The following is a 19,549-nucleotide window of genomic DNA, read 5'->3' on the forward strand; positions in this document are numbered from 1 at the left end:
CACGCCAGCACCGGCCGGTCGCAGATCCAACGCGATGTCCATGATCGGCGAGGAGTGGGTCAACGCCCCGACCGACAGGTAGTCCACCCCGGTTCGCGCGTACCGGACCGCGTTGGCCAGGGTCAACCCGCCGGTGGCCTCCACCTCGACCCGGTCACCCACCTCGGCGACGACCGCGCTCAGCAGCTCCGGCGGCATGTTGTCGCAGAGCAGGAACGACGCCCCGGCCTCGACCGCCTCGACCGCCTCGGCCAATGTGGTCACCTCGACCTCCACCGGTACGCCGGGAAAGGCCTCGCGCACCCGGCGGTACGCGGCGCCGACCCCGCCAGCGGCCAGCTTGTGGTTGTCCTTGACCATCGCCACGTCGTACAGACCCATCCGCTTGTTGCCGCCGCCGCCGACCCGGACCGCGTACTTCTCCAGCAGCCGCAGCCCGGGGGTGGTCTTGCGGGTGTCCAGCACGGTCGCCTTCGACCCGGCGAGGGCGTCCGCCCAGGCCCGGGTGTGGGTGGCCACCCCGGAGAGCCGGCTGATCAGGTTGAGCGCGGTCCGCTCGCCGGTGAGCAGGGTGCGGACCGGGCCGGTCAGCGCGGCCAGCACCGTACCGGCCGGTACCCGGTCACCGTCGCAGCGGTGCAGCCGCACCTCGACCGGCGTGCCTGCCGACGGCACCGCGTCGAACACGGCGGCGACCAGCGGCAGGCCGGCCACCACGCCGGCGGAGCGGGCCACCAGCTCGGCCGTGCCGAACTGCCCCGGGTCGATGGTGGCCGCCGACGTCACGTCCAGCCGGTCCGGGCCGAGATCCTCGGCCAACGCGGTGGCCACCACCCGGTGGACCACGTCCGGGTCCAGACCGCAGGCCCGCGACGCGGCGACGGTCACCTCGCTACGCATGACGGCTCCCAGGTGAGAGTGGGCTGCCCGACCGGGCCGAGCGCGCTGACCAGATGCCCCAGCCAGCTCTCGGCCGCCGACGGGAAATCGTCACGCCAGTGACAACCCCGGGTCTCCTGCCGGGCGTACGCCGCCGCCACCAACGCGGTGGCGACGGTGACCAGGTTAGTCGCCTCCCATCCGGCGGTGCCCGGCGTGCCCCGGCCAGCGGCGAGCCGGCGCAGCTCGGCGGCGGTGCCGTCGAGCGTCGCGGCGGAACGCAGCACTCCGGCGCCCCGGCTCATCGCCCGCTGCAGCGGCTGCCGGGCCAGTGCCGGCAGCAACCAGCCGTCGGCCCGGTCAGCCGCCCGGCCGGTGCCGGCCGGCTCCAGCTGCGGCGGCAGGTCGCGGGTGATGTCCCGAGCGATCCGCCGGGCGAAGACCAGGCCCTCCAGCAGCGAATTGCTGGCCAGCCGATTGGCGCCGTGCACCCCGGTGCAGGCCACCTCGCCGCAGGCGTACAGGCCGGGGATGGTGGTGCGGCCGTGCAGATCGGTACGGACGCCGCCGGACGCGTAGTGGGCGGCCGGTGCCACCGGGATCAGCTCCTCGGCGGGGTCGATCCCGATGGCCCGGCAGGACGCCACGATCGTCGGGAAGCGCCGGGCCAGGAACTCGCCGCCCAGATGCCGGGCGTCGAGCTGCACGTGGTCGACGTCGACCGCCGACATCACCCGGTGGATGCCCTTGGCGACCACGTCGCGTGGTGCCAGCTCGGCGAGCTCGTGCTGGCCGAGCATGAACCGCTTGCCGTCGGGGTCGAGCAGCAGCGCACCCTCGCCGCGCAGCGCCTCGGACACCAGCGGCTGCTGGCCGCTGCCGCCGACGGCGCCCGGCACCACCAGGGCCGTCGGATGGAACTGGACGAACTCCAGGTCGGCCACTGCCGCGCCGGCCCGCAGCGCCAGCGCCACCCCGTCGCCGGTGGAGACCGCCGGATTGGTGGTGGTGGCGAAGATCTGCCCCATCCCGCCGGTGGCCAGCACCACGGCGCGGGCCAGAATCGCGCCCACCCCGTCAGGGGAGCCCTCGCCGAGCACGTGCAGCGTGACCCCGCAGGCCCGAGCCGGCCCGCCGTCGGCGTCCGGCGCGGCACGCAGCAGGTCGACCACCAGGGCGTGCTCGACCAGCCGGATCCACGGGTCCCGACGGACCGCGGCGTGCAACGCCCGCTGCACCTCGGCACCGGTGGCGTCACCGCCGGCGTGCACGATCCGGTTGGCCCGGTGACCGCCCTCCCGGGTGAGCAGCAGCACACCGTCGGCGTCCCGGTCGAACTCGGCGCCGACCCGGATCAGTTCCCGGATCCTGGCCGGCCCCTCCTCGACCAGCACCCGGACCGCGTCCGGGTCGCAGAGCCCCACCCCGGCCGTCTCGGTGTCCTGCGCGTGTGCGGCCGGGGTGTCCAGCGGGTCCAGCACAGCGGCGATCCCGCCCTGCGCCCACCGGGTCGACCCGTCGTCGATGTTGACCTTCGTCACGACGGTGACGTGCAGCCCGGCTTCCCGCAGATAGAGCGCGGCGGTCAGACCGGCGATACCGGAGCCGACGACCACCACGTCGGTGGTCTCCGCCCAGCCGGGGTCCGGCGCGGCGAGCCGGCCGGGCAGCTCGGGCAGGTCCGGGATACGCAGTCGCATGGGCAGAGTCAACCGCGTCGGCCCCGGTGGCGGGCCGCCGGGGCGGACGGATGTGTGCCGGTGCACCCGGCCGGGCGCCCGGCGGCGGCCGTCACAAGGCCGGCCACTACTCGTACTGGATGGGCAGGCCCTCGGTGCCGGCGTCCTTGAGTGACCGCTCGACGTTGCGTTCGTCGAGCCACAGGTAGCAGCGGACGCCCCGGTTGCCGGCCGCCCACTCGGCCGCACCGCCTGGCAGCGAGATCACCCCGGTACGGAACTGCAGGTTGCCGTCCAGCGGTACGTCCGCGTACCGGCCGATCACCTTGCGGCACTCGGTGTGGAACTGGGCCCAGTCCCGGTCCCGGGTCGGATACTCGATGTCCGGTGCCTGCCAGACCCCGGCGAACTCCGCGTTGTGCGGCTCGTCGCACTCCGCGGCCGGCATGGTGTCGATCGCGCCGTTGTCGTCGTTGCGGACCGCGTAGCAGGTCAGGTGCAGCGGCGACGGCTCGGCCAGCGCGTCCCGCAGGCTCGCGGTGCGCGACGCCGTACCGCCGTTGTCCTCGACGTTGGTCACCTCGGTGACGTCGCAGCGGAACCAGCGAGCGCCGCCTTCCCAGGCTGCCGGGGACGGCACCGCCACCCCCACCCAGAGCCGGCCGAGCCGCCAGTCGGCACCGACGTACTCGCTGGTCGCGGAGTCGCACTCGGCGTACGCGACGCGGATTTCGGGCGAGCCCTGCGCCGGCGGCGCGGTCGCCTCCGCCGCCTCGGCGCCGAACGTGCCGACGTGGACCGTCTCCACCCGGTGCGGGGCCGCGCAGTCGACCGGGCTGTACGACGACAGGTAGGCGGTCTCGGCGAAGTCCCCCGGGTGGCAGACCTCGGCCGGCGGCACGAACGGGCTCGGCTCGGGGATCGGCTGCCAGCTGTTGGTCAGCTCACCGTCCACCCCGGCGGGCAGGCCACACCCGGTCAGGCCGAGCGCAAGCGCTCCACCGACCGCGACAGCGGCGGTCCATCGGCGCATCGAGTCCCTCCCACGGGCTGGCTGGCAGGCGGTCCGGACCGCCGAGCATACGACACCTTCGGGTGACCGTACGGTCACCGCCCGGCTTACGGTCGGCAACCGTCACCACGCTAAGGCCTGCCGGCAACCACTGGCCAGCCGACGGCGGTGTCGCCGCGGACCGGGTCGCCGACCACCCCGGCGGGCGCCCCGGCGGGGTCGGCGTCGAGCTGGATCACCCGGTTGGCGGCGTCGACGTGCACCACCCGGGGCTGGTATGCGCGGGCCTCGGCGTCGGTGAACTGCCCGTACGCGATCAGGATCACCAGGTCACCGGGGTGCACCAGGTGGGCGGCCGCCCCGTTGATGCCGATCACCCCGCTGCCCCGGGCCCCCTCGATGACGTACGTCTCCAGCCGGGCGCCGTTGGTCACGTCGACGATCGCCACCTGTTCGCCGGGCAGCAGGTCGGCCGCGTCCAGCAGGTCGGCGTCGACGGTGACCGAGCCGACGTAGTGCAGATCGGCCTGGGTCACCGTGGCCCGGTGGATCTTGGATTTGAGCATGGTGCGCAGCATCAGGATCCTTCCGATCGGGAGCCGGCCAGCTCCACCGGGGTGTTGTCGATCAACCGGGTGTCACCGACCCGGGCGGCGATCAGCAGCCGGGCCGGGCCGGGCACCGCCGGCCCCAGGTCGGGGTCGGTCAGCGCCAGGTAGTCGAGCTCGGCGGCGCCGCCGGTGTGCCGGTCGAAGGCCGCCCGGCCGGCGGCCAGCACCTCGTCGGCGGGGACGCCCGCCGTCGCCGCGTCCACGCCGGCCCGCAGTGCCCCGGCCAGCCCCAGCGCCACCTGCCGCTGCCGGGGCGACAGGTAGCGGTTGCGGCTGGACCGGGCCAGCCCGTCCGGCTCCCGGACGGTCGGCACTCCGACGATGGTCACCGGCAGGTCCAGGTCGCGCACCATCCGCCGGACCAGGGTCAGCTGCTGGTAGTCCTTCTCCCCGAAGAAGGCCAGGTCGGGCCGGGTGATCTGGAGCAACTTCAGCACCACGGTCAGCACCCCGTGGAAGAAGCCCGGCCGGCTCGCCCCCTCCAGGATCTCCCCCACCGGCCCCGGGTCGACTCTGACCTGCGGCGCGCCGTCCGGGTAGACCTCGGCCCGGGCCGGCGCGAAGACCGCCCGGACCCCGGCCCGCCGGCAGACCGCCAGGTCGTCGTCGATGGTGCGCGGGTACCGGTCGAAGTCCTCGGTCGGCCCGAACTGCAGCGGGTTGACGAAGATCGTGGCGATCACGTGGTCGGCGCGGGCCGCCGCCGCGCGCAGCAGGGCGGCGTGCCCGTCGTGCAGGGCACCCATCGTCATCACCACCGCCACCGAGCCGGACCAGCCGGCCCGCAGCGCGGCGAGCTCGGCGCGGGTCCACGCCACTTGCAGCCCGGCCGGCGCGGTCGGGGTGGTCGGCGCGGTCGAGGTGGTCGAGGTGGTCGGCGTGGTCGGCGCGGTCGAGGCCGGGCTCATCGCACTCATCGGACCCGCCGCACTCATCGGACCCGCTCCCGACGCCGGCCCGACGTGGCGACCGGCTCCCGGCCGGCCAGCACGTCGAGCAACGGCACCGCGGCGGCGGCCGGCAGCCGGCCGGCGGCGATCGCCCGGTCCGCAGTACGCCGCGCCAACGCCAGATAGCTGGGCAGGCTCTCCGCGGCGGTGTCAGCCAGCCGGTCCAGGTGCCGGGCGACGGTGCCGGCGTCGCCGCGCGACACCGGCCCGGTCAGCGCGGCGTCGCCGTGCGCCAGGGCGTTGTCCAGGGCGGCGCGCAGCAGCGGTGCGAGCACCCGGGCAGGGTCGGCGACCCCGGCGTCGCGCAGCCGGTCGCTGGCCTCGTTGACCAGGGTGACCAGGTGGTTCGCGCCGTGCGCCAGGGCGGCGTGGTAGAGCGGCCGGTCCATCTCGGCGACCCACTCGACGGTGCCGCCCAGCGCCGCCACCAGGCGGGTGGCCAGCGGCCGCAGCGGCCGGTCGGCGGTCACTCCGTAGCTGATCCCGGGCAGCCGGTCCAGGTCGCCGCGCTCGCCGGTGAAGGTCATCGCCGGGTGCAGCGCCAGCGGGGCGGCGCCGACCGCCGCGGCCGGGGCCAGCACGGCGAGACCGTGCGCCCCCGAGGTGTGTGCCACGACCTGGCCGGGCCGCAGCGCGCCGGCCGCCACCAGGTCGGCCACCACGGTCGGCAGCACGTCGTCGGGCACCGCGAGGATCAGCAGCTCGGCGGCGTCGGCGACGTCGGCCACCGGCCGGGGCTCGACGCCGGGCAGCAGCCGGCGGATCCGGTCCCGGCTGGCCGGGCTGGCACCGGATACCGCGGTGATTCGATGGCCGGCGGCGGTCAGGGCGGCGGCGAGCACCGCGCCGACCCGGCCGGCGCCCACGACCCCGACAGCGGGGTCGGTCACCCGGGCGGCGGGAACCTCCACCGCCGTCGGGCGCGCCGATGCGCTCATGATGTGATCCAGTCCTCGAACGGGGGTACCGGTCGATGCCAGTATGCGCCGGGGCAACGGGCCGGAAACAACGGTGTGTGAAAACCTTCACCCGCTGATCTAGGGTGGCCCGGTGCTGACCTGGCGGGACGCCATCTCCACCGCGCTGTACGGACCGGAGGGCTTCTATGTGACCGGCGGCACCCCGGTGCCCGCCGCGCACTTTTCGACCAGCGCGCAGACCGGTACGCCGTTCGCCCGGGCGGTGCTGCGGCTGCTGGGCCACGTCGACCGCCTGCTCGGCCACCCGGACCCGGTCGACCTGGTCGACGTCGGAGCCGGCGGCGGTGAGCTGCTCGGCGCCGTACACCGGCTGCTCACCGACTCGCCGGGCGCCTTCGCCGGCCCGTCCGCCCCGCTCGCCGGCCGGATCCGGCTGACCGGCGTCGACCCGGCGCCCCGACCGGCCGGCCTGCCCGAACCGGTCGACTGGCGGAGCGCACCGCCGACGGGAACCACCGGGCTGCTCGTCGCCACCGAGTGGCTGGACAACGTACCGCTCGATCTGGCCGTCCGCGACGGTGACCGGCTCCGCTGTCTGCTGGTCGACCCGGCAACCGGCCGGCAGCACCCCGGCGGGGAACTCGGCGCCGCCGACTCCGCCTGGCTGGCCCGCTGGTGGCCGCCGCTGCCGGACGGGGCGCAGGCCGAGATCGGTCGCCCCCGCGACGAGGCCTGGGCTGCGGCGGTACGGACGCTGCGCCGGGGCGTCGCCGTGGCGGTCGACTACGGCCACCGGTACGCCGACCGCCCGGTCGCCGGCACCCTGACCGGTTTCCGGGCCGGCCGTACGGTGGCCCCGGTCCCCGACGGCTCCTGCGACCTCACCGCCCACGTGGCGATCGACGCGGTCGCCGCCGCCGGATCGGCGGCCGCTGGCGGGGCCGGCCACCTGCTGTGCCGGCAACGGGACGCGCTGCACCGACTCGGGGTGCACGGCCGTCGACCGCCGCTGGCCCTGGCCGGCACCGACCCGCGCGGCTACCTGGCGGCGCTGGCCGCCGCCGGCACCGCCGCCGAACTCACCGACCCGGATGGGCTGGGCGGGCACTGGTGGCTGGTCCAACCCGTCGGGCTGGCCGTCGATGTCGAATCCCTGCTGGTCTGAAACCCGGATCCCCGCCGACCGTGTGGCGGGGAGTCGGCGTGCGACGATGGCCGGCATGGACACCGACACCGGTTCGCCGCCCCCGGCCGGGTCGGCCGACGGACTCCGCCAGCTGACCGTCGGCACCGGCGCCGGGCTGGACACCGCCGACATGGTGCTCAACATCGGCCCGCAGCACCCGTCCACGCACGGCGTACTCCGGCTCAAGCTGGTCCTCGACGGCGAGCGGGTGGTCTCCTGCGAGCCGGTGATCGGCTACATGCACCGTGGCGCCGAGAAACTGTTCGAGGTCCGCGACTACCGGCAGATCATCATGCTGGCCAACCGGCACGACTGGCTGTCCGCGTTCGCCAACGAGCTGGGTGTGGCGCTCGCCGTCGAACGGATGATGGGCATCGAGGTGCCGGAGCGGGCCACCTGGCTGCGGACCGCGCTGGCCGAACTGAACCGGGTGCTCAACCACCTGATGTTCCTCGGCTCGTATCCACTGGAGATCGGCGCGCTCACCCCGGTGTTCTACTCGTTCCGGGAGCGGGAGACGCTGCAGGCCGTGCTGGAGGAGGTCTCCGGCGGCCGGATGCACTACATGTTCAACCGGGTGGGCGGTCTCAAGGAGGAGGTGCCGGCCGGCTGGACCCGCCGGGCCCGGGAGGCGATCGGCCAGGTCGAGGCCCGGATGCCCGACCTGGACCGGCTGATCCGACGCAATGAGATCTTCCTCGCCCGTACGGTCGGGGTCGGGGTGCTCGACGCGGCGACGGCCGCGGCGTTCGGCGCCTCCGGACCGGTCGCCCGGGCCAGTGGGCTGGACCTGGACCTGCGTCGCGACGAGCCGTATCTCGCCTACGGCGAGCTGGACGTGCCGGTGGTCACCCGCCGTGCCGGCGACTGCCACGCCCGGTTCGAGGTGCTGCTCGACCAGGTGTACGCCTCACTCGACCTGGCCCGCCGCTGTCTGGACCGGGTCGACCAGCTGAGCGGGCCGGTCAACGTACGGCTGCCGAAGGTGGTCAAGGCACCCGAGGGCCACACCTACGCGTGGACCGAGAACCCGCTCGGGGTCAACGGCTACTACCTCGTCTCCCGGGGGGAGAAGACCCCGTGGCGGCTCAAGCTGCGGACTGCCTCCTACGCCAACGTGCAGGCGTTGGCGACGCTGATCCCCGGCAGCCTGGTGCCGGATCTGGTGGCGATCCTCGGTTCGATGTTCTTCGTGGTCGGCGACATCGACAAGTGACGTCGGCCTACCGCCAGCGGCGGTCGTCGGGGTAGTCGGCGTCGTCACGGAAGCGGCCACGGCCGTCGTCGTCACGGAAGCGTCGGCCACCGTCGTCCGGGTCCCGGTAGCGCCGGCCCGGGGCGCCGTCGTCGTAGTCGCGGTAGCGCCGGCCCGGCTCGTCGTCGTAGTCGCGGTACCGGCGGCCGGCGGTGCCCTCCTCCGCGTACCGGCGGGGCGGTTCGTCGTCGCGGTAGCGCCGGCCGGACGCGTCGTCGCGGTAGCGCCGGCCCGGGTCCGCCGGTTCCTCGTCCCGGTACCGGCGGGGCGGTTCGTCGTCCCGGTACCGGCGCGGCGGGTCGTCGTCGCGGAACCGCCGACCGACGTCGTCCTCCTCGTCCCGGTACCGGCGACTGCGCCGGACCGGCTCGTCGTCGAGTGGATCGCGGGCCGGCGACGACCAGGCCGGGGGCGACTCGGCGCCGCTGCCGGCCGGCAGCGCCGGCAGCGCCGCACGCCGGCCGGTCCCGCTGATCCCCGGGCCGTCCGGCGACGGGTCGGCCATCCGCTGGTCCCACCGGGCGTCCCGCCACGGCGGCTCGTCCGCGACCCGGTCACCGCCCGGCCCCGGGAGGTCGCCCCGGTCCTGCGGGTACCGGCCGTTGCGGGCACCGGCCCCGGACCGGGCCGGCGGGTAGTCGTCGCGGGCCGGCGGGTAGTCGTCGTCGCGGGCCGGCGGCCACCGCTCGGCCGGCGACCCGGTGCTGAAGCCGTCGGCCCGCCCGACGTCCCACCGGTCGACGGGTCGGTCGCCGTACCGTTGCTCGGCGCTGTCGTCCCGGTCGCCGCTCCACGACCAGCGCTCCTCCGGCTGGTCGCGCAGCCGACGTTCGGTCCACGACTCCTCGTCCGGTTCGGCGGAACGCCGACCACGGGCCGCCGGTGCGGACCACTCACCGTCGATGGACTCGCCGCCCCGGCCGCCGTAGCGGGTCCCGCCGTACACCGTGCCGGCGGGCTCGTCGTCGGCTCGTGGGTCGACGACCTGCCGGGTGCTCACCTGGACGGTCTCCGGCTGCCGGACGACGCCGTTCGGCCCCTGCTGGCGGGGCAGTACGGTACCGCTGACCGCCGGGACCGAGGCCCGACCGGCCTGGCCGCCGGAGCCGTACTGGCCGCTGGAGCCGTACTGGCCGCCGTAGCCGGCAGCCCCGGTCGGGCCGGAGGCCGGCACCGCCGCCGGTACGGCGGACGCCGGAGCAGCCTGATCGAACCGGTCGTAGCCGGCGCGGTCACCGCCCGGCTGTTCCCGGGCCGGTTCACTGCGGGCGATCTCGGCACGGACCACGTCCAGTTGGCCGCGAAGAGCCTCGACGTCGTCCTGAACCACCTGCATTTTCTCGCCGAAGGCGCGGTGCGTCGCCCGGACGGCGGTGGAAATGTCGTTGCGCACGTCCTCGCGGAGCACGTCCATTTCCTCGACAAGCGCATCCTCCATGTCGGCGCGCATAGTTTCCACGCCGCCACGCAATGTGATTGACAATCCGATCAACACCACGGACGCGATAGCGATCACCATCGCCAGTCGCAACGAGCCGTCGCCGTCGCCGAGCAGCAGCAAAAGCGCAGCCAGCGGCGCCAGGCCCAGGCCACCCCAGGTAAGCCACTTGAGCGGAACCGTGCGGCGCGGCTCCTCTTCGGCCTCGGGAGCGGACATGGCTGTGGAGCCTACCGACATCTACAGATCAACGGAACGGGTACCGCCTGCTGTCCGAGAAGGTAGGCTCCACAGCCCGGGTGGCCGGCGACAGTCCGCGCCAGCCACGGAAATCAGCCGGTCGCCAACGCCCCGTCCGACGAGAACACCAGACCGACACTGATCTCGCCGGTGGTCAACGCGGTCTTGGTCTGCGGCCCACCGGCGTCGAGGGAGCTGAACTCCCCGGCCCGGAAGTCGTACACCTCGACCAGCCCTTCCTGGCACTTGGGACGCTGCGGGCACTCCGGCGGACCGCCCAGGACGGTCGCCGTACCGGAGCATTTCTCCGCCAGGTCGGAAAGCGTACGAACGCCGTACTCGTCGGCGAAGGCACTGGTCACCGCGAACGCGTTCTGGTCCTGTGCCGCGGACGGTTCGCCGAAGACGATACCGACCTGCTCGCCGACCTCGCGGAGCCCGGTCATCGTCTCGTCCAGGTCCGGCGACGAGATCGCCGGCGCGTTCTCCCCCGCGACCTTGTTGTTGATGAAGTCCGCCATGGTTGCCGCGTACTCCGGCACCACCTGGATCTCCCCGGTCTCCAGCGCCGGCTCGTACAGCTCACGGTTGCCGATCTGCTGCACGGTGACGTCGTAGCCCGCCGCCGTCAGCACGATCCGGTACAACTCGCCCAGGGTCTCGCTCTCACTGAAGTTGGCCGCGCCGACGATCAGCTCACCGCCCGGTCCGGTCTCGATACCGTCGGTCAGGCCCTCGGCGGCGGCGAACTCCTCGGCCGCAGCCTGCGGCGTCTGCCGGTCGACGTCGACCGCCCGGTTGAGCCCGATCAGCTTCTCGGTGTCCAACGCGGCCGACACCCTGTTCAGTGCGGCGATGACCTGCGGCGATGCCGCGTCGTCGTTGACCGCCGGCACGATGTTGTCGGTGTTCTGCAGGTTCTTGTCGTCGGTCAGCACCACCAGTTGGTCTCCGGCTACCGGTGCGCAGCCGGCACCGGACGCGCCGGCATCCGGCGCCTCGGTGCCGGATGACCCCGCCTCGCCACATGCGGCGAGGAAACCCGCCGCGGTGAGCGCGCCGACCGCGCTCAGGGCGATACGTGTCCGTGCATGCATGTTTGCCCGCCTCCTGTGTCCCGGCGCGACCCCATCGGGCCGGCCGCGTGTCCGACGGGCGCGGCACATGCCCGCGCGAGCGTGCTGCGGGCAGCACGGCAGCCGCGACGGGGCCCCGGCCCGTGCCGGCATGCCGTCACCCGTTCCCTCTACCGAACATCCTCACCGTAGGGTCCGACAACAGATGAAGATCGGTTGTCACCGGATCGTCATCCGGCCCAAACGGAAAGCGACGCGCTCAACCCGAGCCGACCGCGCTGGCCTGCTCGTCCGCCCGCCGGCCGGTCCGGCGCAGCGGCCGCGGAGTGAACGCCCGTTCGAGCACCGCCAGCAGCCCTTCGGTGATCAGCGCCAGGGTCGCCACCAACAGACCGCCGGCGAGGATCTGGCCGCCGCCGATCGAGATGCCCAACCCGAAGCCCGCGCTGATGATCTGCCCGAGACCTCCGCCGTTGACGAACGCCGCCAGCGCCGCCGTCGCCACCACCTGCACCGCCGCGGTCCGGAACCCGGCCGCCAGGTACGGCACCGCGAGCGGCAGCTCGACCCGGCGCAGCACCTGCCAGCCGGACAGCCCCATCCCCCGAGCCGCCTCCCGCACCTGCGGATCGACCTGCCGGATCCCGGTGAACGCATTGGCCAGCAGCGGCGGTACGGCGAACACCGCCAACGCCAGGATCACCGGCGGCTTGCCGAAGCCCAGGAAGGTCAGCGGCAGAATGGACAGCAGGGCGATGGTCGGCACCGCCAGGGTCAGGTTCGACACCAGCACCACCAGGCCGCCGCCCCGGCCGGTGTGCCCGAGCCACAGTCCGACCGGCCAGGCCACCAGGCAGCCGACCGCGACCGCGGCGGCCGAGATGGTCAGGTGCTCACCGAGGCGGTCCAGCACCCCACCCGGGTTGGTCCAGTTGAGCGGGTCGTTGAGCCAGGTCACCGCCTGCTCGACCGGGTTCGCCGCCACGGTCCGCCGGCTCACGGGGCGACCCGCCGGGCCCAGGGCGTCAGCAGCCGACCGGCACCCGCCAGGAGCAGGTCGAGCAGCAGGGCCAGCGCCACGCTCAGCAGCGTACCGGTGAGAATCTGGGCCTTGTAGAAGTTGTTCCGGAAGCCGCTGAAGATCAGGTCACCGAGGCCGCCGTAGCCGATCAGCGAGCCGATGGTGACCAGCGCGACCGTGGAGACCGTGGCCAGCCGCAAGCCGGTCATGATGCCGGGCAGCGCCAACGGCAGTTCGATGCGCAGCAGCCGACCGAACCGGCCGTACCCCATCCCGTCGGCCGCCTCGATGGTCGTCGCCGGCACCTGACTCAGCCCGGCCAGCGAGTTGCGCACGACCAGCAGCAACGCGTACAGCACCAGGGCGATCAGCACCGACGCGGGATTTGTCGCGCCCACGTAGGGTGCGACGAAGGCGAGCAACGCCAGCGACGGGATGGTGTAGAGCACGCCGGTGAGGGCGAGGATCGGCCCGGTCAGCGACCGGAACCAGTACGCGACCACCGCCAGCGGCACCGCCAGCAGCGTGGCGATCAGCACCGCCTGTACCGTCAGGGTGACGTGTTCGGTCAACGCGGCGACGATCGTCGACCAGTTGTCCCGGACGTACTGACCGGAGAACCACGGGTTACCCGGGTCAGCCCGGTCGGCGAGCAGGTGGAAGGACACAGGTGGACGGTACCGTGCGGGACACCGACGCCGACGGCGCGGCAGCGATCACCTTGACCGACATCGGCAAGCAGTTCCCGGACGGGACGCGCGCCGTACAGAGCCTCTCCCTGGAGATCCCCGCCGGCCAGTTGGTGGTGCTGATCGGCCCGTCCGGCTGCGGCAAGTCCACCGTGCTCCGGATGATCAACAGGCTGATCGAGCCGACCACCGGGCGGATCATGCTCGGCGACGAGGACGTCACCCAGGTCGACCCGGTACTGCTGCGCCGCCGGATCGGGTACGTGATCCAGCACGTGGGGCTCTTCCCGCACCAGACGATCCGGGCCAACGTCGGCACGGTCCCCCGGCTGCTCGGCTGGCAGCGGGACCGGATCCGGCGCCGCGCCGACGAACTACTCGACCTGGTCGGGCTGGAACCGGGCCGGTACGGCAAGCGCTACCCGCACGAGCTGTCCGGCGGGCAACGCCAGCGGGTCGGCGTCGCCCGGGCGCTGGCCGCCGACCCGGTCGTCCTGCTGATGGACGAGCCGTTCTCCGCGGTCGACCCGATCGCCCGCGGCCGGCTGCAGGAGGAGTTCCTCCGGCTGCAGGCCGAGGTACGCAAGACGATCGTGCTGGTCACCCACGACCTGGACGAGGCGGTACGGCTGGGCGACCGGATCGCCGTACTGTCCGAAGGCGGCCGGCTGGAGCAGTACGCCGCACCGGCCGAACTACTCGGCGGGCCGGCGACCCCGTTCGTGACCGAGTTCGTCGGCGCCGACCGGGCGATCCGCCGGCTCGCGGTCACCCCGGTGAGCCGCGAACTGCTCGACGACGACCCGGCGGCCCCGGGTCCGGCCGGGCTGCCCACCCTCGCTTTGGGTACCTCGCTCTACGACGCGCTGGCCCGGTTGCTGGTCACCGGCGCGGAGCACGCCCGAGTGGTCGACGACGCCGACCAGCCGGTCGGCGTGGTGAGCCGACGCCGGATCCTCGACGCCAGCTGACCCGACGCCAGCTGACCTGCGTCAGCGCCGCTGCCCCGGCCGCAGCAGGTAGTCGATGAACGCCGCCCGTAGCAACGGCTCCGACTCGCCGTACTCGTGGCCGGTGAACTCCCGCCACAGCGCCACCGCGTCCTCGACGGTCGGGCCGATCGAGTTCGGCGCGCCGTCCAGCTCACTGGCGTCGTCGGCCCGGGACAGCCGCTGGGTTATCGACCAGAAGAAGCCCAGGTCCTTGTGCTGCCGGGCCAGCTCGAACGCCTGCTCCCGCAACTGCTCGGTGGAGAGCTGATCCAGCTCCTCGAAGGTCGGCGTGGCGCGGTTCGCGGCCGGCGATTCGGTCATGGAACCGAGCCTAACCCGCCGGCCCGTCGCTGGCTCGGCAGCTAGCCTGCTCGGCGGCTAGCTGCCGGCGGGTCAGCGACCGTCGGTGCCCCAATGGTCGTCAGCGCCCCAGCTGTCACTGGTGTCCCAGCGGTCCCGGGCCGGTGCCGGCTGGGCGGGCAGGGAGGCCGACCAGGACTGCTGGCCGCCGGTTGGCGGGTCGGACGGCCACCCGGCCTCGGCCCGGGCCGGCTCCGACCAGTCCGCCGGCTGACCGTCGTAGTAGACCGGCTCGGGTTCACCAGTCGACTCGCCCGCGGTCTGCTCGGCTTCATGGGCCTCGTCGGCGTCGTCGACCGAGGTCGACCGTGGCCGGCCGAATGTCTCCACCAGACGGGTCACTGCCAGCCCGACCACCACCGCGACGGCACCGGTGGCGTACAGCGCGATGTCGAGGTCGCGCAGCTCGGCGTACCTGATGAAGAGGGTCAGGCCGATCACCGCCAACACGGACCCGAAGACACCGCCCCGGCGGCCGAAGACGCTGGTCCCGCCGAGCATCGCCGCGCCGATCGCCACCGCCGTCCACTCCAGCCCCACCGACGGGCTGACCGGGCCGTTGCCGACGGCAGCCAGCAGCACCCCGCCGACCACCGCGAAGACCATCGACAGGATCAGCGCACCGCTGGTGACCAGTGCGGCGACGCCGCCCCGCCGATCAGCCGGATCGGCGACCGGGCGGAACCGCCCGACCCCCCGCCGGATCGACTTGATCGTGCCGAGGGATCCGCCGACCAGCGCCAGCACGACGAAGCCGCCGAAGAGCAGGAACGCCTGTCCGGTCGGGTCGAAGGCACCCTGCAGGTCGACCGGACCGGACCGCTGCTGGATGAAAACGACCGCCACGCAGGCGGCGACCAGACTGCCCGCCCAACCGGGCACCTGCAGGCCGGTGACCAGCAGCGCCGTCCCCGCGCCGAGCACCACCGCCCAGATGATGCCGGTGACCAGCACCGGCACCACGCCGTTGTCGCCGTTCTCGGCGAAGTGCAGCGCGGCGGCCACCGCCACCGGTCCGATGGCCAGGTTCGGCGCCCCGGCGCGCAGCGTGATCCCGGCGGCGAGCGCGAACAGGCCGAGCCCGGTCGCGTAGACCAGCAGCGGGTCGCGGGTGCCGGCGCTGGTGAGGCCCGGGTCGACCTGGTAGAGGAGATAGCCGATCCCACCGACCGCCAGCAGCAGGATCAGTTCCCAGACGAGGTGCACGCCGAGCCGGTCCCGGCCGCGTTCGCCGTGGTAGGGGTCGTCGAAGACGTCGTCGAGCGCGGTGGACGTCCGGCGACGGCGGCTGTGCCGGGTGGCCGCCCGGGCGGTAGTGGAGCCACGTGTGGGCCGGTCCGCGGCAGTGGGCGAGTTCCCGGTCGCGGCGGAGTCCGCGGTGGTGGAGCTTCCGGTGGTCGAAAAGTCCGCAACGGTGGAGAAGGAGCTCGTCGAGTAGCTGGCGGGGCCGCGACGACCGGGCTCGGCCGCCGGATACCGCGCGTCGCCGTAGCGGGTGTCGCCGTAGCGGGTGTCGCCGGGCGGACGGTGGCCGGTCGGATCCGAGGTGCTCGCGTTCCGCCGGCGATAAGGCGAATCGTCGTACGCCATACCGCGTCTCCTCTGGTCGCTCAGTCGACCAGCGTGTGGCGTCCGCGCGGTGGCCCGGGCAGCCGTACCGGTCGCAGGCACCGTACCCGCGACCAGGTCCGGCCGTCACCCCCCGTATCCGGCCGAGCTGCCCGGAACCGGGTCGATGCCGGGTCCGCACCGGCCCGGCTGACCGGCCTGACAGACCGGTCAGTCAGGCAGCGGAAGGGTCAGTCGGCCGGCTGGTCCGGGGCGTCGGAGTCCTCCGGGCGGTCCGGGACCCGGCAGGCCCGCTCCAACCAGAGCGCCGCCGCCACCAGCGCGACCGCGGCGACCAAACCGCTGCCGGCGGCCGGCAGGTCGTTGCTCGCCGCCCGGGTCGGCTGGATGAACAGCCACAGCACCAGGCCTGCGTAAAAGCCGGCGAAGATCGCCCCGGCGAGGGAGGACGCCTTGGCCAGCACCACGAAGCGGGCGGCGAGCAGCGGGTTGACCGGATCGTGCCCGGGCTGGCGGTCGACCCGGGCCCGGGTGTTCAGCGCCGCGTACCCTTCGAACACGGCCAATGCCGCCAGCGTCACGGAGGGTAGCCAGGGTAGGACCGGCATCCGTACGTACCAGCTGCTGATCACCAGCCAGCCGACCGCCGCGGCGGCCAGCGCCGCCACCACCAGGGTGGACAGCCTGGTAGGCCCCATCCGCGGCTCGTCAGGCTCCCGGCCACGCGGGCTGACTCCCGGTCCGGTCACGGCAGCATCAGCCCCGGCAAGGTGATCGACAGACGCACGTTCACTGGGTCGACTCTAGCGGCAGATCCGGTCGCGGGCGCAGTTCGAGCAGGTCCCCGGCGACCGGATCGTGGTTGAGCAGGTCGGTCAGCCAGCCGTGGCCGGGCAGTTGGCCGTACGGCTGGATGTCGATCCACGGTCGCAGCACGAACGCCCGCAGCCGCGCCCGGGGATGGGGCAGCACCAGCTCAGGGTCGTCGCTGAACACCGGGGTGTCGTCGTCGGTCCACACGGCGACGACGTCCACGTCCAGGCTGCGGGGCCCGTACGGCCGGTCCGGGTCACGCACCCGCCCGGCGGCCCGTTCGAGGCTGCGGCACCGGTCGAGCCAATCGGCCGGCGCGGCACCGGGGTCGGCCACCAGCGCGACCGCGTTGAGGTAGTCGGGCTGCGCCGGGTCGCCCCACGGCGGGGTCTCGTAGACCCCGGAGACGACCAGCAGTACGTCGTCCAGCGACCGTACCGCCGCGCGCAACCGCCCGTACCGGTCACCGAGATTGCTGCCCAGCGCCAGCACCGCCCGGGTCACGGTCGGCTCCGGGTCAGCACGACCGCGACGTCGGTGAACTGGTGCGGAATCGGCGCCTGCGGCTTGTGCACGGTCACCGTGACCGAACGGACCCGGTGGTCCGCCAGGCACTGGGCGGCCAGCCGGTCGGCCAGCGTCTCGATCAGGTTCACCGGCTCGCCGCCGACGATCGCGACCAGCCGGTCGGCCAGCTCGCCGTAGTGCACGGTGTCGGTGACGTCGTCCGAGGCGGCCGCCGGCGCGAGGTCGACGGTGAGCTCGACGTCGACGACGAAGTCCTGCCCGGCGGCCCGTTCCTGCGGGTAGACGCCGTGCCGACCGTGGGCACGCAGCCCGGTCAGCACGATCCGGTCGGTCGTCGACGGCCGCGCGTCACCCGGGTCGGGCGACGGCCCTGCGGCGGGCTGATGGTCGGTCATCGACGGCTCCCCGGCGGCTCGGCGGCGTCCGGGACGATCCGGGGGCGTCCGCTGGCCTGCCACACCGCCAGCGCGTCGACGGTGTCCCGGACGTCGTGTACCCGGACTCCCCAGGCGCCGGCGGCGACCGCCAGCAGACTGGTGGCGGTGGTCGCCGCGGCCCGTTGGTCGACCGGCCGTGGCTGGCCTGCCGGGTCGGCGAGCAGTTGGCCCAGGTAGGACTTGCGGCTGGCCGCGAAGAGCAACGGGCAACCGAGGTCGAGCAGTTCGGGCAGACGGACGGTGAGCTGCCAGTTGTGCTCCGCCCGCTTGGCGAAGCCGAGACCGGGGTCGACGACGAGCCGGTCGGCGGCCACCCCGGCGGTCAGCGCGGCGTCGATCCGGGCGGCGAGCTCGGCGCGGACCTCGCCGACCACGTCGCGGTAGTGCGCCAGGTCCTGCATCCGGTCGGAGTGCCCGCGCCAGTGCATCAGAATCCACGGGCAGCCGGCCTCGGCGACCACCTCGGCCATCCGTGGATCCGCCAGACCGCCGGAGACGTCGTTCACCACCGCCGCCCCGGCGGCCAGCGCGGCGGCGGCGACCGTCGCCCGGGTGGTGTCGATGCTCATCGGTACGCCGGCGGCGGCGAGCGCCCGGACGACCGGAAGCACCCGGGCTGCCTCGGTCTCGGCGTCGATTCGCACCGCGCCCGGACGGGTCGACTCACCGCCGACGTCGATCAGGTCGGCGCCGTCGCGGTGCAGCCGGACGCCGTGGGCGACGGCGGCATCGAGGTCGGCGTACCGCCCGCCGTCGGAAAAGGAGTCAGGCGTGACGTTGAGAACGCCCATCACGACCGGCCGGGCCGGCCGCAGCAGATCGGTCACGGATAGGACGGTACCGGCGCGGCTCGGTGTCGGCCGGCAGAGGGCATGCTGGGTACTCTCGAACCAGACAACGGCGGCACGGCGGCGCTGTCGGTCGAGTTGCACGCAGCTTGTACCAGACAGGGGTGGCCCGTACGCTTTGCAGTTGCTGGTGGTCAGCGAGGGCAACGCCGAGGAGAAGGGCTGAAGTTGGACAAAAAGCCCACAAATCTTCACCGTACGCGGTGATCGCCGGACGCAGGGTCGAAACTCGCGGCACGACCCGACACGTCCGTGAGGCTGGACAACTGCAGTGCCCCGGCTTCGCCGGCCGCACACCGGGGAGGTTCCCATGATCGAAACAACGCTCGTCGACACGGTCAACGCCGCCATGGCCTCCGTTGTCGACACGCTGCCGCTACTGGCCGCGCCGGCCGGTGAGCCGGACCCGGCACCGACCGGCTTCAACACCGAGGGCGTTGTCTCCTTCCTTGCCAGCAAGGTCGCGCCGATCCTGCTGGCGGTGCTGGGCGTGATCTTCATCGGCCGGGCCAGCAAAGGTGAGATCTCCAAGGTCCTGACCAGCTCCGCGATCGCGATCGTGGGTCTGGCGTTCATCGCCGGAGCGGCGACGCTCTTCTTCGTCGGCGACTACCTCATCAACCTGATGTTCGAATAGAGCGCGGGGCACAGGATGCGGCTGCGTACCGACGACGACATCTACCGCGCCCGGCTGGTCTACCTCGGCCCGCCCGGCTACACGTTGCCGATCCACCTGCCATATGCCCAGTACGGGGTCTTCATCCTCCTCGTACCGCTCTACATGTTCATCCACTGGGCGTTCACCTTCACCGTGGAGCTCTTCCCCGCCTGGGAGATCGCACTGGCGATCGTCACCACCTCCTTCATCTTCCGGTACGTCGACCCGGATCGGCCCGCCCGGATGGTGGTCCGGACCGCCCTCACCGACTGGCGCCGCACCAGGGAACCCGCCACTGAACAGCGAGACCCGCGGCTGGTCGCCAGCCACATCCGGATTCGGGAGGAGTTGGCATGACCCGTACCGACCACCGAACCGCAGCCGCCGC

The 19,549-nt window shown here is 73.4% G+C and carries 20 protein-coding genes and 1 pseudogene; 5 read left to right on the forward strand and 16 right to left on the reverse strand.

The features are described 5' to 3' along the window. Window positions 1–18 precede the first annotated feature (18 nt). The 6 genes and pseudogenes from nadC to ACN27J_RS17255 all read right to left on the reverse strand — a co-directional run. Window positions 19–900 (reverse strand): annotated as a pseudogene (gene nadC / locus ACN27J_RS17230) (carboxylating nicotinate-nucleotide diphosphorylase); the annotation flags it as partial. Next, window positions 885–2,579: an L-aspartate oxidase gene (locus ACN27J_RS17235; RefSeq protein ID WP_421367361.1), complete on the reverse strand. Its 1,695-nt coding sequence runs from the start codon at window positions 2,577–2,579 to the stop codon at window positions 885–887. The gene ACN27J_RS17235 and the pseudogene nadC, both read right to left, overlap by 16 nt. 106 nt (window positions 2,580–2,685) lie before the next feature. After that, the gene (locus ACN27J_RS17240) at window positions 2,686–3,591 is read right to left on the reverse strand and encodes a septum formation family protein (protein WP_421367363.1); all 906 of its coding nucleotides are present in this window, start codon (window positions 3,589–3,591) and stop codon (window positions 2,686–2,688) included. 110 nt (window positions 3,592–3,701) lie between these two features. Then, window positions 3,702–4,148, reverse strand: a complete 447-nt coding sequence (panD, locus tag ACN27J_RS17245) for an aspartate 1-decarboxylase (protein ID WP_278172019.1) — start codon at window positions 4,146–4,148, stop codon at window positions 3,702–3,704. Continuing rightward, window positions 4,148–5,089 (reverse strand): pantoate--beta-alanine ligase, encoded by a 942-nt coding sequence (gene panC, locus ACN27J_RS17250; RefSeq protein WP_421367366.1) that lies wholly within the window; start codon window positions 5,087–5,089, stop codon window positions 4,148–4,150. Before panC ends, panD begins: the two co-directional genes overlap by 1 nt. 23 nt (window positions 5,090–5,112) lie before the next feature. After that, window positions 5,113–6,069: a Rossmann-like and DUF2520 domain-containing protein gene (locus ACN27J_RS17255; protein ID WP_421367368.1), complete on the reverse strand. Its 957-nt coding sequence runs from the start codon at window positions 6,067–6,069 to the stop codon at window positions 5,113–5,115. Between the two features lie 115 nt (window positions 6,070–6,184). Here ACN27J_RS17255 and ACN27J_RS17260 point away from each other — a divergent pair, with 115 nt between their 5' ends. Both ACN27J_RS17260 and ACN27J_RS17265 read left to right on the forward strand, forming a co-directional pair. Next, the gene (locus tag ACN27J_RS17260; RefSeq protein ID WP_421372307.1) at window positions 6,185–7,216 is read left to right on the forward strand and encodes an SAM-dependent methyltransferase; all 1,032 of its coding nucleotides are present in this window, start codon (window positions 6,185–6,187) and stop codon (window positions 7,214–7,216) included. A gap of 46 nt (window positions 7,217–7,262) precedes the next feature. Beyond that, window positions 7,263–8,453, forward strand: a complete 1,191-nt coding sequence (locus ACN27J_RS17265) for an NADH-quinone oxidoreductase subunit D (protein ID WP_421367370.1) — start codon at window positions 7,263–7,265, stop codon at window positions 8,451–8,453. A 7-nt stretch (window positions 8,454–8,460) separates the two neighbouring features. On the opposite strand, the gene ACN27J_RS17270 is transcribed toward ACN27J_RS17265, so the two are convergent. From ACN27J_RS17270 to ACN27J_RS17285, 4 genes are all read right to left on the reverse strand, one after another. After that, the gene (locus tag ACN27J_RS17270; RefSeq protein WP_421367372.1) at window positions 8,461–10,149 is read right to left on the reverse strand and encodes a hypothetical protein; all 1,689 of its coding nucleotides are present in this window, start codon (window positions 10,147–10,149) and stop codon (window positions 8,461–8,463) included. Between the two features lie 113 nt (window positions 10,150–10,262). Beyond that, a complete protein-coding gene (locus tag ACN27J_RS17275; RefSeq protein WP_421367375.1) occupies window positions 10,263–11,267 on the reverse strand; it encodes a glycine betaine ABC transporter substrate-binding protein in 1,005 nt (334 codons plus the stop codon). A 238-nt stretch (window positions 11,268–11,505) separates the two neighbouring features. After that, complete coding sequence (locus ACN27J_RS17280; RefSeq protein WP_421367377.1) at window positions 11,506–12,246, reverse strand: ABC transporter permease; 741 nt, start codon at window positions 12,244–12,246, stop codon at window positions 11,506–11,508. Then, on the reverse strand, window positions 12,243–12,935 hold the full coding sequence (locus tag ACN27J_RS17285) for an ABC transporter permease (RefSeq protein ID WP_421367379.1): 693 nt from the start codon (window positions 12,933–12,935) through the stop codon (window positions 12,243–12,245). Before ACN27J_RS17285 ends, ACN27J_RS17280 begins: the two co-directional genes overlap by 4 nt. A 2-nt stretch (window positions 12,936–12,937) precedes the next feature. On the opposite strand from ACN27J_RS17285, the gene ACN27J_RS17290 reads away from it, so the two are divergent. Beyond that, window positions 12,938–13,927 carry an ABC transporter ATP-binding protein gene (locus tag ACN27J_RS17290; RefSeq protein WP_421367381.1) on the forward strand — a complete coding sequence of 330 codons (990 nt, stop codon included), beginning with the start codon at window positions 12,938–12,940 and terminating at the stop codon, window positions 13,925–13,927. 21 nt (window positions 13,928–13,948) lie between these two features. On the opposite strand, the gene ACN27J_RS17295 is transcribed toward ACN27J_RS17290, so the two are convergent. From ACN27J_RS17295 to folP, 6 genes are all read right to left on the reverse strand, one after another. After that, window positions 13,949–14,269 (reverse strand): hypothetical protein, encoded by a 321-nt coding sequence (locus tag ACN27J_RS17295; protein ID WP_421367382.1) that lies wholly within the window; start codon window positions 14,267–14,269, stop codon window positions 13,949–13,951. A gap of 72 nt (window positions 14,270–14,341) precedes the next feature. After that, the gene (locus ACN27J_RS17300; protein WP_421367384.1) at window positions 14,342–15,898 is read right to left on the reverse strand and encodes an ABC transporter permease; all 1,557 of its coding nucleotides are present in this window, start codon (window positions 15,896–15,898) and stop codon (window positions 14,342–14,344) included. Between the two features lie 209 nt (window positions 15,899–16,107). Then, complete coding sequence (locus tag ACN27J_RS17305; protein ID WP_282232595.1) at window positions 16,108–16,575, reverse strand: DUF3180 domain-containing protein; 468 nt, start codon at window positions 16,573–16,575, stop codon at window positions 16,108–16,110. 91 nt (window positions 16,576–16,666) lie between these two features. Next, window positions 16,667–17,194: a 2-amino-4-hydroxy-6-hydroxymethyldihydropteridine diphosphokinase gene (folK, locus tag ACN27J_RS17310; protein ID WP_278172037.1), complete on the reverse strand. Its 528-nt coding sequence runs from the start codon at window positions 17,192–17,194 to the stop codon at window positions 16,667–16,669. Then, window positions 17,191–17,613 carry a dihydroneopterin aldolase gene (gene folB, locus ACN27J_RS17315; RefSeq protein ID WP_421367388.1) on the reverse strand — a complete coding sequence of 141 codons (423 nt, stop codon included), beginning with the start codon at window positions 17,611–17,613 and terminating at the stop codon, window positions 17,191–17,193. Before folB ends, folK begins: the two co-directional genes overlap by 4 nt. After that, the gene (folP, locus tag ACN27J_RS17320) at window positions 17,610–18,482 is read right to left on the reverse strand and encodes a dihydropteroate synthase (RefSeq protein WP_278172039.1); all 873 of its coding nucleotides are present in this window, start codon (window positions 18,480–18,482) and stop codon (window positions 17,610–17,612) included. The genes folB and folP overlap by 4 nt, the downstream gene beginning before the upstream one ends. 370 nt (window positions 18,483–18,852) lie before the next feature. On the opposite strand from folP, the gene ACN27J_RS17325 reads away from it, so the two are divergent. Beyond that, the gene (locus ACN27J_RS17325; protein ID WP_233606437.1) at window positions 18,853–19,140 is read left to right on the forward strand and encodes a hypothetical protein; all 288 of its coding nucleotides are present in this window, start codon (window positions 18,853–18,855) and stop codon (window positions 19,138–19,140) included. Window positions 19,141–19,155: 15 nt separating this feature from the next. Further along, entirely contained in the window at window positions 19,156–19,518 is a 363-nt protein-coding gene (locus ACN27J_RS17330; RefSeq protein WP_278172040.1) for a hypothetical protein, read from the forward strand. Window positions 19,519–19,549 lie beyond the last annotated feature (31 nt).

The sequence above is a fragment of the Solwaraspora sp. WMMB762 genome (assembly GCF_049179115.1).
GTDB lineage: Bacteria > Actinomycetota > Actinomycetes > Mycobacteriales > Micromonosporaceae > Micromonospora_E.